This is a genomic window from Myxococcus sp. CA033 (genome assembly GCF_013336625.1).
Lineage (GTDB): Bacteria > Myxococcota > Myxococcia > Myxococcales > Myxococcaceae > Myxococcus > Myxococcus llanfairpwllgwyngyllgogerychwyrndrobwllllantysiliogogogochensis.
The window spans coordinates 141222-157897 of sequence record NZ_JABUMU010000025.1 but is presented as its reverse complement, the minus strand read 5'-3'; the positions used below and the strand labels follow the sequence as shown (position 1 = coordinate 157897).

The 16676-nt window shown below is 67.8% G+C and carries 19 protein-coding genes; 9 read left to right on the top strand and 10 right to left on the bottom strand.

Going from position 1 to position 16676, the window contains the following annotated elements; translation table 11 throughout:
- Positions 1-29: 29 nt before the first annotated feature.
- Complete coding sequence (locus HUA78_RS37860) at positions 30-452, bottom strand: helix-turn-helix domain-containing protein (protein WP_174478393.1); 423 nt, start codon at positions 450-452, stop codon at positions 30-32.
- Positions 453-574: 122 nt separating this feature from the next.
- On the opposite strand from HUA78_RS37860, the gene HUA78_RS37855 reads away from it, so the two are divergent.
- The 4 genes from HUA78_RS37855 (at position 575) to HUA78_RS37840 (ending at position 4714) form a co-directional block, all read left to right on the top strand.
- Complete coding sequence (locus HUA78_RS37855; protein WP_141643704.1) at positions 575-1351, top strand: SDR family NAD(P)-dependent oxidoreductase; 777 nt, start codon at positions 575-577, stop codon at positions 1349-1351.
- Between the two features lie 179 nt (positions 1352-1530).
- The gene (locus HUA78_RS37850) at positions 1531-2823 is read left to right on the top strand and encodes a general secretion pathway protein GspE (protein WP_174478392.1); all 1293 of its coding nucleotides are present in this window, start codon (positions 1531-1533) and stop codon (positions 2821-2823) included.
- A gap of 254 nt (positions 2824-3077) precedes the next feature.
- Positions 3078-3833, top strand: coding sequence for a hypothetical protein (locus HUA78_RS37845; RefSeq protein ID WP_141643706.1), 756 nt, complete (start codon positions 3078-3080; stop codon positions 3831-3833).
- A gap of 257 nt (positions 3834-4090) precedes the next feature.
- Positions 4091-4714 carry a LysM domain-containing protein gene (locus HUA78_RS37840; RefSeq protein ID WP_174455797.1) on the top strand — a complete coding sequence of 208 codons (624 nt, stop codon included), beginning with the start codon at positions 4091-4093 and terminating at the stop codon, positions 4712-4714.
- Between the two features lie 79 nt (positions 4715-4793).
- On the opposite strand, the gene HUA78_RS37835 is transcribed toward HUA78_RS37840, so the two are convergent.
- From HUA78_RS37835 to HUA78_RS37825, 4 genes are all read right to left on the bottom strand, one after another.
- Positions 4794-5393 carry a class I SAM-dependent methyltransferase gene (locus tag HUA78_RS37835; protein ID WP_174478391.1) on the bottom strand — a complete coding sequence of 200 codons (600 nt, stop codon included), beginning with the start codon at positions 5391-5393 and terminating at the stop codon, positions 4794-4796.
- Positions 5377-6729, bottom strand: a complete 1353-nt coding sequence (locus HUA78_RS37830; protein ID WP_174478390.1) for a cytochrome P450 — start codon at positions 6727-6729, stop codon at positions 5377-5379. The genes HUA78_RS37835 and HUA78_RS37830 overlap by 17 nt, the downstream gene beginning before the upstream one ends.
- A 119-nt stretch (positions 6730-6848) precedes the next feature.
- Positions 6849-6932, bottom strand: a complete 84-nt coding sequence (locus tag HUA78_RS47845) for a cittilin family RiPP precursor (protein WP_371745755.1) — start codon at positions 6930-6932, stop codon at positions 6849-6851.
- A 198-nt stretch (positions 6933-7130) separates the two neighbouring features.
- Positions 7131-7727, bottom strand: a complete 597-nt coding sequence (locus HUA78_RS37825) for a TetR/AcrR family transcriptional regulator (RefSeq protein WP_174455800.1) — start codon at positions 7725-7727, stop codon at positions 7131-7133.
- A 91-nt stretch (positions 7728-7818) separates the two neighbouring features.
- Between HUA78_RS37825 and HUA78_RS37820 the strand changes: the two genes are divergently transcribed.
- Entirely contained in the window at positions 7819-8208 is a 390-nt protein-coding gene (locus tag HUA78_RS37820) for a DUF1304 domain-containing protein (RefSeq protein ID WP_174478389.1), read from the top strand.
- A gap of 100 nt (positions 8209-8308) precedes the next feature.
- On the opposite strand, the gene HUA78_RS37815 is transcribed toward HUA78_RS37820, so the two are convergent.
- Positions 8309-9202 carry a hypothetical protein gene (locus tag HUA78_RS37815; RefSeq protein WP_141643712.1) on the bottom strand — a complete coding sequence of 298 codons (894 nt, stop codon included), beginning with the start codon at positions 9200-9202 and terminating at the stop codon, positions 8309-8311.
- 41 nt (positions 9203-9243) lie between these two features.
- A complete protein-coding gene (locus tag HUA78_RS37810) occupies positions 9244-10125 on the bottom strand; it encodes a hypothetical protein (RefSeq protein ID WP_141643713.1) in 882 nt (293 codons plus the stop codon).
- A 258-nt stretch (positions 10126-10383) separates the two neighbouring features.
- Here HUA78_RS37810 and HUA78_RS37805 point away from each other — a divergent pair, with 258 nt between their 5' ends.
- Both HUA78_RS37805 and HUA78_RS37800 read left to right on the top strand, forming a co-directional pair.
- Complete coding sequence (locus HUA78_RS37805) at positions 10384-11121, top strand: class I SAM-dependent methyltransferase (RefSeq protein WP_174478388.1); 738 nt, start codon at positions 10384-10386, stop codon at positions 11119-11121.
- Between the two features lie 77 nt (positions 11122-11198).
- Positions 11199-11723, top strand: coding sequence for a hypothetical protein (locus tag HUA78_RS37800; protein WP_174478387.1), 525 nt, complete (start codon positions 11199-11201; stop codon positions 11721-11723).
- 177 nt (positions 11724-11900) lie between these two features.
- Here the strand turns inward: HUA78_RS37800 and HUA78_RS37795 are convergent, their stop codons facing one another.
- Together HUA78_RS37795 and HUA78_RS37790 are read right to left on the bottom strand one after the other, a co-directional pair.
- Positions 11901-12680: a hypothetical protein gene (locus tag HUA78_RS37795; protein WP_174478386.1), complete on the bottom strand. Its 780-nt coding sequence runs from the start codon at positions 12678-12680 to the stop codon at positions 11901-11903.
- A gap of 7 nt (positions 12681-12687) precedes the next feature.
- The gene (locus HUA78_RS37790) at positions 12688-12948 is read right to left on the bottom strand and encodes a hypothetical protein (RefSeq protein ID WP_174467105.1); all 261 of its coding nucleotides are present in this window, start codon (positions 12946-12948) and stop codon (positions 12688-12690) included.
- 226 nt (positions 12949-13174) lie between these two features.
- Between HUA78_RS37790 and HUA78_RS37785 the strand changes: the two genes are divergently transcribed.
- Together HUA78_RS37785 and HUA78_RS37780 are read left to right on the top strand one after the other, a co-directional pair.
- Positions 13175-13918 (top strand): serine protease, encoded by a 744-nt coding sequence (locus tag HUA78_RS37785; protein ID WP_254624112.1) that lies wholly within the window; start codon positions 13175-13177, stop codon positions 13916-13918.
- Positions 13919-14037: 119 nt separating this feature from the next.
- The gene (locus HUA78_RS37780; protein WP_174478384.1) at positions 14038-15642 is read left to right on the top strand and encodes an LVIVD repeat-containing protein; all 1605 of its coding nucleotides are present in this window, start codon (positions 14038-14040) and stop codon (positions 15640-15642) included.
- Between the two features lie 58 nt (positions 15643-15700).
- Here HUA78_RS37780 and HUA78_RS37775 read toward each other — a convergent pair whose 3' ends face one another.
- Positions 15701-16606: an NADP-dependent oxidoreductase gene (locus tag HUA78_RS37775; protein WP_174478383.1), complete on the bottom strand. Its 906-nt coding sequence runs from the start codon at positions 16604-16606 to the stop codon at positions 15701-15703.
- Positions 16607-16676: the final 70 nt, after the last annotated feature.

Here is a 16676-nt window from a genome sequence, read left to right as displayed (position 1 = left end):
GATGACCTGCTCGACACGTATCGAGCAGGTCATCCGCGGAGGCGCGGCCGCTCGTCCCCACTCGGGCGAGCAGGTGTGCCCGCCTTGCGCGCGCGGCTGGTCGCGGGTGGCACCGGCTCGTCGAGGGCGCGGAGTTCGTCAGCATGGAGACGGCCCCAGTCACAGAGCGCCCCCACTATCGGCCGCAGGCTGAGCCCGAGCGCGGTGGCCGAATAGACGACACGCGGTGGCACCTCGGCGAACACCTCGCGGCGAACGACCCCGTGCGCCTCCATCTCCCGGAGCTGCTGCACCAGGACCTTCTGACTCACGCCAGGAATCACGCGCCGGAGCTCGGAGAGCCGCTGGGGTCCCCCGAAGAGGAAGTACAGGACGAAGACCTTCCAGCGGCCCCCAATCACCTTCAGCGCGCGCTCCGCGGGCACCAGCGGGAGCTCCTTCATGATGGGCATGGTTACCTCTGGGTTCCTATGGAACGAAGACGTCCGTAGAGGGTGAAAAGGTCTGTAGTCGCCAGGAGGGAGCGTATGGACAATCCGTGCCAGAAATCACGCGACTCCTGAAAGGAATCTCCATGTCCGTTGGCACGAAGCGATCCACCGCTCCCATTGCCCTCATCACCGGCGGAAGCCGAGGCCTCGGCCGAAGCACTGCGCTGGCCCTCGCGGACCGGGGAATGGATATCATCGTGACCTACCGGACAGGCCACGACGAGGCGAACGACGTCGTCGCCTCCATCCGCGCCAAGGGACGCAACGCCGTCGCGCTTCATCTCGACGTCGGCAAGACGGGGACCTTCGAGGCGTTCACCGCCGAAGTCCGCGAGGCGCTGAAGCAGACATGGTCTCGTGAGCGATTCGACGCCCTCGTCAACAACGCCGGCATCGGCGGCTACTCGCCGTTCATCGAGACGTCCGAGGCCACCTTCGACGAGCTCGTCGCGGTGCACTTCAAGGGGCCGTTCTTCCTGACGCAGAAGCTGCTGCCGCTGATCTCCGACGGCGGGCGCATCGTCAACATGTCGACGGGACTCGCGCGCTACGTGTACCCCGGCTTCTCGACCTACGCCGCGGTCAAGGGGGCCGTCGAGGTGCTTACGCGGGCGCTCGCGGTGGAGCTGGGCGCGCGCCGCATCGCGGTAAACGTCGTGGCGCCTGGCGGAATCGCCACGGACTTCGGAGGTGGCGTCATGCGCGACCCCGAACTCCAGAAGACGGTCGCGGCCGAGACTCCGCTCGGGCGCGTCGGCGAACCCGAAGACGTCGCGGGCGTCATCGCGATGCTGCTCGCACCCGAAACCGGGTGGATGACCGGCCAGCGCGTCGAGGTCACCGGCGGATATCGCCTCTAGTCGGCGAGGCTGCCTCCACCCCATCAGCCCACACGGAAACACGGAGGCGCGCGCGTGAAGCTGAAGGGTGAGTCATGATTCACTTGCCCCTCCCCTTTCCGTCCACTTATCGCGCCCAGGAACCCGGGCGCGCCTGCTTCCAGTGGACGGGGAGGCGGGACACAGCCTTGAATCAGCGCATGACGCGGAGATTCGGGGAGCGGCTGGTGCTGGAGGGCGTGCTGACGCCGGAGCTGCTGTCCAGGGCGCTCGCCCATCAGCAGGAGACGGGTCAGAAGCTGGGTGAGTGCCTGGTCCGGCTGGGCGTGGACGAAACGCCGGTGCTCCGCCTGCTGGCACGGGAGCTCCAGACGCGCTTCGTCTCCACGGAGAAGCTGGCCCAGGCGAAGCTCGGCCCCGCGCTGCTGGAGCGGGTTCCCGTGCGGCTGGCGGAGGGCTTCGACTTCATGCCGCTGCGGCTGGACCCGGGGGTGCTCTGTGTCGCCATCGCGGAGCCCCAGCGGCAGCGAGCGCTGGACGAGATTGCTCGCACGGTGGGCGTCACCCAGGTGCTGCCCTTCGTCGCGATTCGCAGGTCCATCCGCGCGGCCATCCGCAAGCACTACTACGCGGTCGCGGACGCCTTCGAGCACCCGCCGGAAGATGACGCCTGTCCCCACTGCGGCGCGCCGACGCTCCCCAAGGACTTCCAGTGTCCGCGCTGCGAGCTGCTGCTGGTGCGCCACGTCGAGGACCTGCCTCCTCGCGACAACGTGTCGCTGGTGCGAGCCCTGCTGACACAGCCCGAGCGGAATGGAACCTCCGGGACACCCCAAGCCCCCCAGGCGGAGGCCACGCGCACCTCGTCGTTCGATGCACCCACGGGGGGAGCCAATGCGCGGCCGTTCATCGTGGGAGGGCTGAAGGTCGCGAACCTGAGGCTCAGCCCCTTCGAGGCGTACGTGCTGTCGCTGGTGGACGGCCACACCTCCCTGGCGGACCTGTCGCTCATCACCCAGCTCGCGGAGGTGGAGCTGCGCGCGCTCTTCGCGTCACTGGAGGAACGCGGAGTCACCAGGCTCTACGAGATACCGCCCCCGACGTCGCGAGCAACCTCCGCCCGGGAGGCCCCGTCGGAGGCAGTGGCCGCACCACCTCCGCCGCCAGTGACTCGAGTGCCGGCGCCTCGCCCGGAGGACGCGAACGAGGATGTGCTCCAGCGCGTCATCCGGATGGAACAGGAAGGTCGGTGGGCCGAGGCCGTCGAGCTGCTGGAGCGGGGCATCGGCCTGCTGCCGTCACCCGCGCCGCTCTACAACCGGCTGGGGATGATCGTCCTGAACCACCACCGCGACTACGAGCGCGCCACGGCCCTGTTCCAGAAGGCATCGGACCTGGCGCCGGAGAACAACCTCTACACGATGAACCTGTACTCGGTGATGTGCCTCCTGGCGGATGCCACCAACGCGGGACAAAAGAAGGCGCGACGCTGAGGGGCCTGGAGCGAACGGTTTCAGCGGGTCAGGAGTACCGCTGGATCACCAGCGCTGTATGGATGGGGGCGGCAACCTGGTATCCGCCGAGACGGGTGGTGGGAATCAGATAGGGATTGAACACGCCGTCCGAGGATGGCTCGGCGGACGCAAGCCCTTGAATCCGTCACAGGAAGTCTCGGGTAGGGCGCAACCCGACATGTCACAGAAATGTTCGGATAACATTCAAATCGGGCGTGTTATCTTCCACGGCCATGCACATCCCACTCCGACTGTCATCCCTCCTCCTCGCCGCATCTCTCGCTGCTGGCTGTCTGGGCCCCGAGACGGACACTGAGAACCTCGAGAGCCTCGAGCAACAGGCCACGGATCCCACGTTCCGTGTCTACAACGTCGTCGAGGCCATGCGTCCGGCCGGCAACTACGACGGCGTCGCCGGCAACGAGTGCATCGCGCTCCTGAATCCCGAGCACCGCCTCCGCAAGATCATCCTCGTCGTACCCGCCGGCACCGGCGGCTCCTGCGCGCTCAGCGCCTATACCGCGGGTACGGCCCTCAGCTTCACCTGGGGTGATACGTCCGTCTACCAGGGCTCGGCCGGCATCGCCGCCATCCGCGCCGCGCTCTCCGACACGAATGGCGCCGTGCACCGTCTCACCGGCACGCTCACCTCCGAGGCCGCGACCCTCGCCAACCTGCAGACCTTCCTCACGCTGAGCGACACCCAGCAGGCCACCCAGCTCGGCACCGCCACCTCCGTGGACGTCCACTCCCTCTATGACTTCGAGGGCCAGGAAGAGGTCTACGCCGAGGCCGCCTACCAGTCCGTCCGCGTCACCCAGCCCTGCGAGAACCCCGGCTCGCCTCAGCTCGTGGCCCTCGTCAAGAACGGCTTCGTCTACGGCTACTCCGCCAGCAACACGGGGAGCTGCCACAGCGGCTGGTTCACCCGGTGGCGCAAGTACAACCGCGCCTGGCACCTCGTGGCCCAGTACGACTACTCCGAGTAGCTCGCCGCACCCCTGTTCAGGGCGCTGAAAAGAAGGCCCTGCCCACCGGCAGGGCCTTTTTTGTTCCCCCGAGGCCCTGTTCCCCTCCAACCCCCTGAATTCAAAGAGACTTTCGTCGCCAGGCCGAAGGGGTGTGCCGCATCGGCCGAGACGGCCGGCAGGGGTGGAATCTTACAATTTGGTAAACAACCCAAGAATCTGGGAGGAGCGCCGCAACTCAGGCCGGGAACTCCCGAGAATTGTCGCAAGGAGCCACCATGTCCAACTACCGCATCCGTCCTGGCGACACCCTCTCCGGCCTGGCGGCCCGCTTCGGCACCACTGTCGAGAAGCTGGCCCGCGACAACAACATCTCGAACCCCGACCTCATCTACTCGGGCAACAACCTGAGCATCGGGCACTCCACGCGCGACACGTTCGACGCGGGCGGCAACAACCAGGGCGTCCGCGGTGGGAATGACGTGGGCGGTCCCACGGGAGTGGGCCCCAGCAACGCGTCGAACAAGATGCAGCGTCTGGCGGAGGCGGCCCGCGCGGCGGCGATGGGCATGGGCGGCTACAACAGCCAGGGCCTCTGCGCCACGGGCGTGAGCCGGGCCATCAGCAACGCCCTGGGCATTGGCGTGTCGGGCAACGGCAACCAGATTGATAACAACCTGCCGCGCGACAAGTTCAAGCAGGTCGACATGACGTTGGAGGAGGCGCTGAAGATTCCCGGCCTCGTCCTCACCTGGGAGAGCACCTCCTCGAACCTGGGCCGCATCTACGGCCACACTGCGGTCACCCTCGGCGACGGCCACTCCTCCGCGAGCGACTTCATCGAGCGCAACACGACCAACGGCGGTCGCACGGGCTTCAAGGTCTTCATGCCCATCGAGTAGCACCCGCGTCGCATCGTGGTGTTCCCCGAAGCCCCGGGCCCCCCTGGTTGGGCCGGGGGCTTCGTCGTTTCTGGGGGCCCTACTCGTCCGCCACGCGCTCGACGGTGGCGAGCCACGCCCGCGCCCCCTCGGGGTCCGTCTGCTCGTAGTGCGCCTCCCGGAGGGCCTTCACGCGCCAGCCTTCGTCGAAGGTCGCACGCAGGGCCTCCGGGGGCACCGCGCGCGGACCGTCGCGGAAATAGAGCGCGTGGTAGTGCCCGCCCGGACGCAGCACGCTCGCGAGGCTGGCGGCGAACGCCGGCCGGTCCCCGGGTTCAAAGACGTGGAGCAGCGCCGAGTCGATGAGGGTGTCGAAGCGCCGGCCCAGCGAGGCCAGCTCCATCGCGTTGCCCACATGAAACGCCACCTCGAGCCCTCGGGCCCGGGCCGCCTCGCGAGCCCGGAGGATGGCGGGCTCCATCAGGTCCACTCCGCACACCCGCAGGCCCTGGGCCGCCAGGAAGAGGGCGTTCTCCGCGAAGCCGCAGCCGACCTCGAGCACCTCACCGGAAATTCCTCCGGCCTCCCACAACTCGATGAAGGCCCGCTGGGGGCGGCCGATGTCCCAGGGCGCGCCCAGCGCGTAGGCCGCGCGGAAGAATTCACGCCGGACCGCGCCCCCCTCAGGCTCCCGCGACATGTCGCACCTCGTCCTCCTGCCCACCGCGAGCGCGGGACCTGGGAATCAGCCGGACCCCGAGCGGCTGGAGCGCGAGCGCGGGCCGGGGTCGCACCACACAGCCCGGAGCCAGCTCCAGCCGGAAGCGCCGCGCCACACAGGCGGTGATGAGCACCGTCTCCATCATGGCCAGCGCCGAGCCGATGCAGAACCGGGGCCCGCCCCCGAAGGGGAAATAGACATACCGGGGCATGCGCTGGGCATCCTCGGAGAGCCAGCGCTCCGGACGGAAGGACTCGGGTGCGTCGAAGTAGCGCGCGTCGCGATGGGTCACCCACTGACTCACCGCCAGCATCGTCCCCGACGGGACGTGGAACCCACCCAGCTCGCAGTCGCGCACCGCCTCGCGGCTCGTAATCCAGGCCGGGGAGTACAGGCGCATGGCCTCCTTCACCACGGCCTCCGTGTAGCGCAGCCTCGGCAGGTCCTCCGCGCCAGGAAGCCGGTCCCCGAGCACCGTGTCCAGCTCGCTCCCCAGCCGCGCCTCGGCGTCGGGGTGCTGGGCCAGCAGGTACCAGGCCCAGACGAGGGCGTCCGCCGTCGTCTCGTGCCCGGACATGATCATCGTCGCCAGTTCGTCCCGCAGCTGCCCCTCCGACAGGGGCACCGGGGACGACAGCAGCAGGGCGAGCAGGTCCGTGCGCTCCGCGGGCTGCTCCCGGTAGCGACGCACCAGCGTCTCCAGCAGCACGTTGAGCCGCCCCAGCGCGCGGCGCAGCCGGAGGTTCGTCGGCGTGGGCACCCAGATGGGCGGGCGCAACGGGCTGTCGGTGTGCCGCATGACAGCGTCCACGGCGGCGGCCACGTGCCTCGCCTCATCGTCGATGGGCGTGTGGAAGAGGAAGCGGCTGACGATGTCGAGCGCCAGCGCGGACACGTCCGAGTGCACGTCGCGCGCTTCCCCGGGACGCCACGTCTGGAGCCGCTGCTCGGTGAGGGACACCACCGTGTCGCCACACGCGGCCACGTGCTTGCGATGGAACGCGGGCTGGACGAGTCGCCGCTTTCGCAGCCAGTCCTCCCCTTCGCTGTTCATCATCGCCTCGGGAAAGCCGCCCTTGTGTCGCCTGCCCTGGCCCACGCCGGCGAGCTTCACGAAGTTGCCGTCTCCATTCACCAGGACCCGCTCGATGAGGTCGGGATGGTTGAGGAGGTAGTTGCGCTTTCCCAGCCGCACCACGTCGCCGTACTCCCTGGCGCAGCGGGTGAGGAACCCCAGCGGGTCCTCGGAGAACTCCACCAGGTTGCCTGCGATGAAGTGACCCCTGGGCCCTGGGGGGAGGCGCACTTGCGGCATGGAATTCCTGGGAGCATTCAAAGACAGCCGTCGCGTGGGAGGAGCAGGACCTTCACTCCACCCACGACTGCGAGGTCATCCGACCCAACCGTCAGGGCGCATTGCCTGACGACTGTTGACTAGTAATAGATGTAGGGAGCGGAGAGCTTGTCCGCGCGAGCAATCCGCATCAGCACAGCCAAAGAGTAGAGGGCCTTCTTCATGGCGAACTCCCGGTTTGAGGTGGTTGCGTGTTGCTGTTGGCTGCCCAAAGGGTCAGCGCGGCAAAATGTGGCATGCCCAAGATGTCTGGGCAAGCCCGTCTGATTGGTTATAGAGGAGGCACTGTTTTTCATTGTCACCAGAGCGGAGGCTGTGCGGGCAAACCCTGCTCAGTCACACCCGGGTGACATCCGTGCGCCCTACCCCTCGGACCAACCCTCCACCTCGCTCGCCGTCGCGCGCGCGAGCTTCGCGGCGGCCACCGGATCCAGTCGCGCGGTGACGAGCACCCCAATGACAGACCCCACCAGCAGCTCCACGCGACGCGCCACCGTCTTCCGGGGAATGGCGCCTGCTCGCGCCGCGGCCTCCAGCGCCCTCGTCAGGTGTCCGTGCAAGAGGGCCCGGTAGTCCTCCACCGCGCGGTGGGCCTCGGCGTCATGCGGGGCCAGCTCGGTCGCGGTGTTGACGAGCAGGCACCCCCGGCGCGTCAGGGCCTGGGGCGCGGTGCCCATCGTCGTCGCGAGCGACTCGAAGTACGTCACCACCTGCGTCAGGCCCGGCGGGCCCGCGGCGAAGACAACCAGCCGGGGCGTGATGACCTCCTGGAGGTACAGCGTCACGGCCCGCGAGAACAGCGCCCGCTTGCTCTCGAACGCCTGGTACAGACTGGAGCGGTTCAGCCCCGTGGCGGTCTCCAGGTCCGAAAGCGACGTGGCCTCGTAGCCCCGAGACCAGAACACCCCCAGCGCCTTGCGCACCGCCTCCGTCTCGTCGAACGCACGCGTACGCGCCACGTCACCCTCCTTGACAATTCTGGACCGAACGTTTCAATATGAATTCGGAACTGATTGGTCCAGAATACCGGAATCCCGGAGGGGAGTCATCATGTCGTTACTGGCGCAGGTCTTCGCGGTCATCGCGGCGCTCATCCACGTGCTGTTCTTCGTCATGGAGAGCATCGTCTTCTCGCGGCCGGAGGTGTGGCAGCGCTTCGGGCTGAAGTCGCAGGCGGAGGCGGACGTGCTGAAGCCGATGGCGCTGAACCAGGGCTTCTACAACCTGTTCCTCGCGCTGGGCGTGCTCGTGGGCGTGGCGCTGGTGCGCACCGGCGCGGTCACCTCCGGTGTGGCGGCCGTCATGTTCGGTTGCGCGTGCATGGCGCTGGCGGCGCTGGTGCTCGTCTCGAGCAACCGCCACTTCCTCCTGGCCAGCGTCGTCCAGGGCGCGCTGCCGCTGCTGGCCATCGTGCTCGTGGCGGTGCACGCGCGCGGGTGAGGCCACGGCACCTGGGCATCGCTGGCGGCGTGAGCTGAACGGCGAAGGCCCAGGAGTCCTCGCGAGGACTCCCGGGCCCGTGGCTCCCGTGAACGCGGCGCTACTGCACCGGGCTGACGTCCACGTCGACGACGCGCGACTCCTCGGTGTGGGTCGTCCCGGTGAGGGCCTCCATCGCGGCGCCCACCTGGAGCGTCAGCGCCCACTCGCCCGTGCTGAGCTGGGTGGGCACGTACTTCCAGAAGAGCCGCACGGGGCCCGCGGTCTCACCCTCGGCCAGCAGCGCCTCGCGGGCCCGCTGCTCGATGTCCGCCGTGCTCAGCCGCGTGCGCAGCAGGTGGCCCACCCGGGCCAGGGGCGGCCAGGAGATGAGCGCGCGCTGGAAGGTGCCATCCACGCCGTGGGACACCACCGCGCGGTGGCCCTCCACGCGGATGCCGTTGATGGCGCGCATCACGAAGGTCTTGTAGCGGTGGAGCTCCGGCACCGCGGCGACGCCGTCCTCCTCCGTCTCCAGGAAGGACTTCACCTGGTACACCGCCCCGATCTCCGAAGCGGGGATTCCCCAGCGCTGCAGCCGGGCAATGGCGGTGCGCTGCATCACCGCGGGCTCCTGGGGCACCGCGGGGCCACTGCCGAGCCTGTTCAGCACCAGGACCTGCCCCTCGGACGGGTCGTTCTCCAGCGTCCAGGTGCGCGACTCCAAATCTCGGCGCGAGCCGAGCGTCCCCGTCGTGGTGAAGGCCTCGGTCGAGCCCACCAGGGCGCCCTGCAGCACCGCGTCGTTGAACGCGGTGCGAGGAAGCAGGTCGGTGGGAATGCCTCCGGTGGGCGGCGTGGCGATCCGGGTGGAGTCGAAGACGAAGCCGACGGTCGTCGCGGACGCGACCTGCGTCTGGGGGTCCACGGGCTCGACGACGGTGGCGGCGCTGTCACAACCCAGCGCGGCGGCGAGCGGAAGGGCGGTCAAGAAGCGGATGAATGGGGTCTTCATGGCGTTTCGTTCTTTCTGAACAGGGTCGAAGGAGGCGGCGTTCATTCCGGAAGCTTCTGGCCGCTGGAGGGGTCACAACCGCCCACGTAGAAGATGGAGGAGGCGACCTTGCCGCCGGTGTTGTGACGGTCCTTCCAGCCACCGGACTCGAACATCGCGACCCGCTTCGCCTTCGTGTCGCCGAAGACGATGGACACCGGGCAGTCGTCGTTGTTCTTGCCCCAGTCCCTGTCGTACGCCTCGTCAATCCAGTTCTCGCCCACGCCAGACGTCTTCGAGTCGGCCACGTAGCGCTTCACGTAGCGCTTCACGTGGTTGCCGCACGACGAGTCGCCGTGAAACGCGTTCCACATGGTGAACCCGCTGGTGTTCGTCACGAGCGCGGTGCGGTATCCCCCCTGCTTCCAGACCTGGTAGTCACCGGACTGGCAGGCCTTGACGACGGCGATGTTCAGCTTCCCGTTGCCCAGGCTCATGTGGGTATCCGTGACGGCCGAGCACGCGTCCAGGTTGCTCCCCATCACAAGCCAGCTGCGGAGGTTCGCCTCGCTGTGGCCGCCGTGCGTGTGGACGAAGAGGATATCCGCGTCGTCCACGCCCGCGTTGGCCTGGGTGTCCTTCGCGTTCGCCGCGCTCCCCTTCGACGCATCCGTCCAAAGGTCCGTGCGCGCGCTGGTGTTGTTGAGCGTGCGGACGTCCGTCCACTGCCCGGCGTTCACCAGCGAGTTGAAGTAGCCGGCGAACTCCCCCGCCGTCTTGGTGTGGACGGAGTGCGAGTCGGCATCGCACTGCCCGCTCGCCGCGCCGTTGAAGTTCGCGATGCCGTAGACATGGGTCTCGTTCGCCAGCACCGCCGCGGGCAGGAGCAGCGCCCCCGCGAGGGTCGCGCCCGTCCACTGCCTGGTTTGCTTCCTGAGCTTCATGGTCCTGCTCTCCCCCCCGTGTGGGGTATCGGTGGTTGGCCTGTCACGACGGGAGAAGCGCACGCGGTCCGCCGTGCGTTCTCCGGCCTTGGCTCCTCAACGAAGGTCGCGGAGATTTCCCCTCACCCCCTTCGTGCGCGATTTTTCCGCGTCGACGCCGTGCGGGGTGCGGTGACACGATGCCCGAACCGCCCCGGCTCACCTTCGGCACCTCGGGTGCCAGGGCCGCTCGGACGTCACCTGGAAAGGTCGTGGGCCATGTCGGCGCAATATGACGAGATTGGAGAGAAGGTCGCGGACTGGGATGTGCTGCCGGTGCGCTCGGAGTACATCGAGGGGCACTCCTTCTTCAAAGCGCTCGGCTCGGTGGCCGAACGGACCGTCCTGGACCTGGCCTGTGGCGACGGGCTGTACACGCGGCAGCTCAAGGCGCGAGGCGCACGCCGGGCGGTCGGCGTCGACATCTCCGAGGAGATGATTCGCGTCGCGAGGCGACAGGAAGCCGAACACCCCCTGGGCATCGAGTACCACGTGTCGGACGTCGCCGACCTGGCGCCCCTGGGCACGTTCGATGTCGTGACGGCCATCTACCTGCTGCACTACGCGCACTCGCCCGAGCACATGCTGCGGATGTGCCGGAACATCCATGCCCACCTGAAGCCCGGAGGCCACTTCGTCACGTACTCGTTCAACCCCGAGTTCAGCGCGAAGGGCCCCAACAGCACGCGGTATGGCATCACGATGTTGGACTTCCCGGAGTCCCCTCGGGAGGGACAGACGCTCTCCGCGGAGCTGCACACGAAGACGCCCTTCACCATCCACTTCTCCTACTGGAGCCGGGCCACGTACGAGCAGGCGCTTCGAGATGCGGGCTTTCACACCCTCACCTGGATGCGTCCCGAGTGTTCCCCCGAGGGAATCGCCCGGTATGGCCGGGAATTCTGGCAGGACTATCTGGATAACCCGCACGCGGTGGCGCTGCGCTGCGAGCGGTGAGCCGCGTGAAGACTCCTCGACCGAGTGGTGTCCGCGGTGTGATGGTGGCGGCCCCCTCGTCACTCTCCTGGAGCTTCATGAATCGCCTCTGCCTCACAGCCCTGCTCGCCCTGTTCGTCGGCGCATGTACCTCTGGAGGGCGCGACAAGCTGAACGCCGAGGAGTACATGGATGCGAGCGTCTCCATGTGGAACACCATGACGTCGACGTCGGAGCCCTGGCTGAACGGCAAGCGCGCCGAGGGGTTCTCCAAGGACATCCAGGGCCGCAAGAACCTGGGCCGATACAAGACAGAGCTGGGCAAGCTCCACCAGCTGGTGTCGAGCCACCTGGCGGCCACGCAGAAGTATCCCATCCCCGAGGATGCCACCGAGTTGCACGCCCGGTTGATTGCCTATCTGAACAGCCACATCGCGTTCTTCGCGACGATGCAGCAGATCGCCGCCCTGCCGGATGGCTTCACCGACGCGCAGCTTGAACCGCTGGGCGCGGAGCTGGACCGCCGGGCCCTGGAGATCTCCACGCTGATGGATGAGCTCGACCAGGCGCAGAAGGACTATGCGAAGAAGCACCGCATCCGGCTGAACGAAGTCAGCCACTGACGGGGGTGCGTCGAGGAGCCCCGCCCGGACAGGACGGGACTCCTCGCGCGGTCGTCAACTTGGAAGGCGGCCCCCTACATCCCTGCTCGTCGTCATGGGATACATCGACGAGGACGGCCGGGCGCGCTCGCCTCCAAGAAGAACCTCTATTGAGCGGAGCCCCTGCCGGCCATCCGCTCAGAAGCGGCCGGACAGCCCCAGGAACTTGTGGTCGCGCGTCAGCGTCAGGGACGGTGCCAGGCTGACGGCGGGCTCGGGCGGGGCAGGAGCGTTCGAGGCGTGTGACACCTCGTAGCTCACGACGGCGCCCACCAGACAGAAGGCGGTGATGACCCCGGCCCGGGCCTCGTCGTACTTGAGGAACAGCGAGGCCACCACGCCCGCTGCCGCCGCCACGCCCGTCCCCAGGTAGGTCCCCTCCAAGGTCCCCCTGCCGCCCGCGATGCGCGCTCCCCACCAGACGCCCAGCGGGGCCCCCAGCGAGGCTCCTACGAGGGCGCCGTAAATCACTTCCGTCGACCCCGTCGTTGGACCGCCTGTCGCCTCGCGAAACAAGGCCCCGACATACGCGCCCGTGAAGGCCAGGGACGCGGAGGTCAGCGACATGGCCACGACCTCCAACGGGAGGCGCACCACGGGGTGCGCGGGCTCTCGTGCCGGTGGCTCATCGAGCAAGCGGAGGGCCTTGCGTGGCTGCATTCCCGGAAGCGATTCGTCCACGGCGCCCTCCCCTGTCCGCGCGAGGCAGACGCCGGGAAGAAGCACCCAGCAGGAGAGCCACAGGGAACACGTCCACGCGAGTCGAGCCGTCAGCACATTCATGGCCGTCGCGGGCTGCAAGGCGGGGACCTCTCCGGCTGTTTCACGGCGCTCCCAGGAGAGCGCGGGCGCCCCCGCGCGCGCCGTGTGCGCAATCCACTGCACAACCAGCGCGCTGGTGTGCAGCCGACTGCTCAAGCCCCTGTCACTTCGACGGGCGGACGTCGCGACGGACACCTCGCCCACGCACCGGAGCACGCCGGTTCGCGCGGCGACGAAACGCTCGCCACAGGAGACAGAGCGCCACGACGGCGACCACCGCCGCCAACAACACCGGCCAGAAGACCTCCAGCATGAGGAGCAGGAGCACCGGATACGAATACATATCCAGGTCGCCATCATCCGCGTGAGCGGGCAAGGCCATCAGCACCGCGGTGAGACATCCGACGACAAGGGCTCCATTCAAGTTTCGCGACAGAGCCCTGGCGCAGGCCTCTCTCGCATGGGTGACACGTCGCATTACCGCTCCCGGCTGGAGATTGCCCCTGGGTCCGTGGGGCCACGTCGTGCGGATGTTTCCATGGCTTTCCAAGAAGCCTAGAGTCCACCCGAATCAAGACGCGAGGGAAGAGCACAATGTTCCAGAGGGCGGCGGTTGCCGGGCGATGATGCGTGAGCCCTGGGGTCCATTCATGACGCGGTGGTGCGCACGACTCTCGGGCAGCGTGGTCCTGGGCCTGTCCGCCTGCGGAGGAACTCCCGCGCCCGTGGTGCCCGCGGTCTGCGAGCAGCCCACGCCGGCGAAGGTGAGCAGCTTCGCGCAGTGCGGTCCGAGCCTCGACTTCACCCCCATCAACAGCTACCAGGGCGAGTTCGCCGACCTCCACGACACGGAGGACGCTGTCGTCATGATCAACGGAGGCTGTACCGGAACGTTGATTGAAGCACTCGCGGGGCCCGTGGTCCTCACCGCGGGGCACTGCGTCGGACTCGGGGACCGTTCGTTTGTCGTCTTCAACTTCGAGGACGAGCCCGACGGCGACCCGCTGATGACCGATGGCACCGTCATCGAGCAGGCGCTCGAACCCGACTACGCGCTCATCCAGCTCGATGTGCTTCCCCAGGTCGCCCCGCTGAAGCTGACGACGCGGGCCAGCGAGCGGCTGGCCATCATTCAGCACCCCCGGGGACGCCGCAAGGTCATCGCCGAGGGCAGGTACGTGGACTCGTGCAACCAGCTTGTCTACTACTCGGACCTGGACACCCTGGTCGGCAGCTCGGGCGCGGGCGTGCTCAACCGTCAAGGCCACGTGCTGGGCATCCACACCGACGGCGACTGCGACGCGAAAGACAGCAGCACCAACAGGGGCTGGACGGCGGCAGTGATTGTCGAAGCGTCCCCGCATCTGCAAGCCGCCGACATCGCCGACCGCTGAGCGCGGCGGGTACCCCTCACGGCGCAAGTATTCCAGCGGGGGTGAGGGATTCGCGGACTGGGAATGGTCTGAAGGGAGACCCCGCGAATTTCGCGGGGCGCTCACCTGGAAAGGTCCCCATGACAGTCCCCCTTCACTTGCTCCGGGCGCCGTTGGCCATCCTGCTCCTCCAGTGCCTCTCCGGCTGCGAGGACTCCCCCTCCCCGTCTCCCCCTGACGCGGGCCCCTATGTCTGGGATGGCACCTACACCGAGCTCGAGGAGCGCGGAGACTGGGTGGACCGGGGACCCCTCTCGCCGTGCTCCTCCAGCGCCGTCTACGCGCAGGAAGGCGCCTGTGATGACCTGTCGCACTTCGACCTGTCGCAATGCGATGCACAGGCCCTCTCCGCCATTCCCAAGGAGGGCATCTACCTGTCCGACGGCCGTGGCGAACGGCACTACGAGGATGGCGGCGTGCGCATCAGCAGCGTCCCCATCGGCTTCCTGCTCCGGGAAGACGGCGGAACGATGTACGACGAGCCCCTCCGCCTCAAGGACACGGGGGATGGACGCTTCTCCATCATCGGCGGCCTGACTCGCAATGACCTCACCGTCGCCATGGTGGGATGCAAGACGCCCGCGCCCAACATCATCACCGGCTGCTTCACCTACTGCCGCCGGGGACGACTCACCCTCAAGGGCACCTTCGAGGCGAACCGCGTCGCGCTGTCGACCGGAGAGCCGGAGTCCTCGGGCAACCTCGAGCTGGTCGCCGAGCGCCACGTCCCGGTGGGAATGCCCGCGGACATCTACGTCGCCAAGGGCCACGCCTACGTCGTCTCCCTGCCACACCGCGGACAGGCCGGCGGCCTCACCGTCATTGACGTGAGGGACCCCACCCGGCCTGTCCTCACGACGTCCATCAGCCTGCCCGAGGACAACTCCTGGAACGGAGTCTGGGCCAGGGGTGACGCCCTCTACGTCGCCAGCAACGACGTGGGGCCGCTCATCTACGACATCTCCAACCCCGCCCTTCCCACCTTCGTGAAGAGCCTGCCGACGGGAGACTTCGGCGCGCACACGGTGCTCGTCGACAATGACCGGCTCTACGCCATGGTCCCCAATACCGGCACCCATGTCTACGACCTGACCGAGCCGCTCAATCCCATCCTGCGCACCATCATCTCCCTGCCCGAGGACGCCGAGCTGGGAGGGCCTCACGACGCCTTCGCGTATGAGAACCGCCTGTACATCAGCAATTCCTTCGGCGGCTACTCGGTGATGGCTGTCACGAACCTGGACAACGTGAGCCGCCTGGGCCGCTACGAGCGCTTTGGCTACGACTACGCGCACCACAGCGCGGTGGGCACCTTCGCCGGAAAGACCATCGCCTTCGAAGGGGGCGAATTCAACGCCTCCCACGTGCGGGTGCTGGACGTCACCGAGCCCTCCCGCATCGTGAAGATTGGCGAGTTCCGCATGCGCGATGTCACGTCCATGCACAACCTCATCCTGCGCGGCAACCTGCTCTATGTGGCGTGGTACCACGAAGGGCTGCGCGTGCTGGATGTGTCCAATCCCACCAGGCCCCGACAGGTGGCGCACCACCACACCTTCCGCGAGAGCGACCCCCAACGGGGCGACAGCATCTTCGAGGGCGCCTTCGGCGTTCGCATCCCCGGTGACGGCTACGTGTATCTCGTCGACTCGTCGCGAGGACTGCTCATCTTCAACGAGCTGTGAGGGCCGAGGGAGCGTCACGCCCGGACATGTGCGACGTCCGGGCTGACGCTCCTGGGGCTCAGTTGACGAGCAGCACCTTGCCCGCGCCACCCTTCTCGGCGTGCTTCTGGGCATCCTTCGCGGCGTCCATGGGGAATGTCTTGCCAATGGGGATGCGCAGCTCTCCCTTGGCCACGCTCTCGCCAAGCTGCGCGAGCCGGCGTCCGTCCGGGTGCGAGAAGAAGGTGACCACCTGGAGGCCCTTGTCCTTGGCCCCCTTCGGCTCACCCACCACACTGCCCACGAGTCCGCCGCGCTTCACCTTGTCCAGCACCGCCGCCACGGCCTCGCCACCCACCGTGTCCGCCACGGCGTCCAGCGTGGGCAGCTTCGCGACGTCCTTCGGATCATCCAGCGCGACGACTCCGTCCGCGCCGAGCTTCCGCGCCTCCTCCACCTGCCGGGCCCGCACGCCGGCCCAGACCTTCACCCCACGCGCCTTCGCCGCGAACAGGGCCGCGCGACCCACCGCGCCCAGCGCACCGGTGATGAGCACCGTGTCTCCCTGGACAGGCTTCATCTGCTCTTCAATCAGCTGCACGCCCGTCAGCGTCACCAGCGGCAGCGCGGCCGCGTCCTTCAGCTCCAGCGAGTCAGGCACCTTGGCCCATACGTCGGACGGAGCGACCACCGTCTGCGCATAGCCCGCGGACACCAGGCCCATCACCCGGTCGCCGCGCTTGAAGCCCTCCACGCCTTGCCCCACCTCGATGACCTCACCGGACACATCCCGCCCCAGGATGGCGGGAAGCGTCAGCGGCATGTACTCCCTCATGTCGCCTCGGCGAATCTTCCAATCCACCGGGTTGATGCTCGCGGCGGTGACGCGGACCTTCACGTCTCCCGGCCCCACCTTCGGCTCGGGCATCTCCGACACGACGAGGTTGTCCACGTCTCCATAGGCCTTCAGCACGACGGCTTTCATGGGTGTCTCCCGGAATGAAGTGGCACGAAGCGCGCTCCAACGACGGACCAACGATAAGTACCGACGGAGG

Excerpts from the sequence above, each read along its gene's own strand:
- HUA78_RS37860 (WP_174478393.1), bottom strand. The coding sequence starts at position 452 with ATGCCCATCATGAAGGAGCTCCCGCTGGTGCCCGCGGAGCGCGCGCTG.
- HUA78_RS37855 (WP_141643704.1), top strand. The coding sequence starts at position 575 with ATGTCCGTTGGCACGAAGCGATCCACCGCTCCCATTGCCCTCATCACC.
- HUA78_RS37850 (WP_174478392.1), top strand. The coding sequence starts at position 1,531 with ATGACGCGGAGATTCGGGGAGCGGCTGGTGCTGGAGGGCGTGCTGACG.
- HUA78_RS37845 (WP_141643706.1), top strand. The coding sequence starts at position 3,078 with ATGCACATCCCACTCCGACTGTCATCCCTCCTCCTCGCCGCATCTCTC.
- HUA78_RS37840 (WP_174455797.1), top strand. The coding sequence starts at position 4,091 with ATGTCCAACTACCGCATCCGTCCTGGCGACACCCTCTCCGGCCTGGCG.
- HUA78_RS37835 (WP_174478391.1), bottom strand. The coding sequence starts at position 5,393 with ATGTCGCGGGAGCCTGAGGGGGGCGCGGTCCGGCGTGAATTCTTCCGC.
- HUA78_RS37830 (WP_174478390.1), bottom strand. The coding sequence starts at position 6,729 with ATGCCGCAAGTGCGCCTCCCCCCAGGGCCCAGGGGTCACTTCATCGCA.
- HUA78_RS47845 (WP_371745755.1), bottom strand. The coding sequence starts at position 6,932 with ATGAAGAAGGCCCTCTACTCTTTGGCTGTGCTGATGCGGATTGCTCGC.
- HUA78_RS37820 (WP_174478389.1), top strand. The coding sequence starts at position 7,819 with ATGTCGTTACTGGCGCAGGTCTTCGCGGTCATCGCGGCGCTCATCCAC.
- HUA78_RS37815 (WP_141643712.1), bottom strand. The coding sequence starts at position 9,202 with ATGAAGACCCCATTCATCCGCTTCTTGACCGCCCTTCCGCTCGCCGCC.
- HUA78_RS37810 (WP_141643713.1), bottom strand. The coding sequence starts at position 10,125 with ATGAAGCTCAGGAAGCAAACCAGGCAGTGGACGGGCGCGACCCTCGCG.
- HUA78_RS37805 (WP_174478388.1), top strand. The coding sequence starts at position 10,384 with ATGTCGGCGCAATATGACGAGATTGGAGAGAAGGTCGCGGACTGGGAT.
- HUA78_RS37800 (WP_174478387.1), top strand. The coding sequence starts at position 11,199 with ATGAATCGCCTCTGCCTCACAGCCCTGCTCGCCCTGTTCGTCGGCGCA.
- HUA78_RS37785 (WP_254624112.1), top strand. The coding sequence starts at position 13,175 with ATGACGCGGTGGTGCGCACGACTCTCGGGCAGCGTGGTCCTGGGCCTG.
- HUA78_RS37780 (WP_174478384.1), top strand. The coding sequence starts at position 14,038 with ATGACAGTCCCCCTTCACTTGCTCCGGGCGCCGTTGGCCATCCTGCTC.
- HUA78_RS37775 (WP_174478383.1), bottom strand. The coding sequence starts at position 16,606 with ATGAAAGCCGTCGTGCTGAAGGCCTATGGAGACGTGGACAACCTCGTC.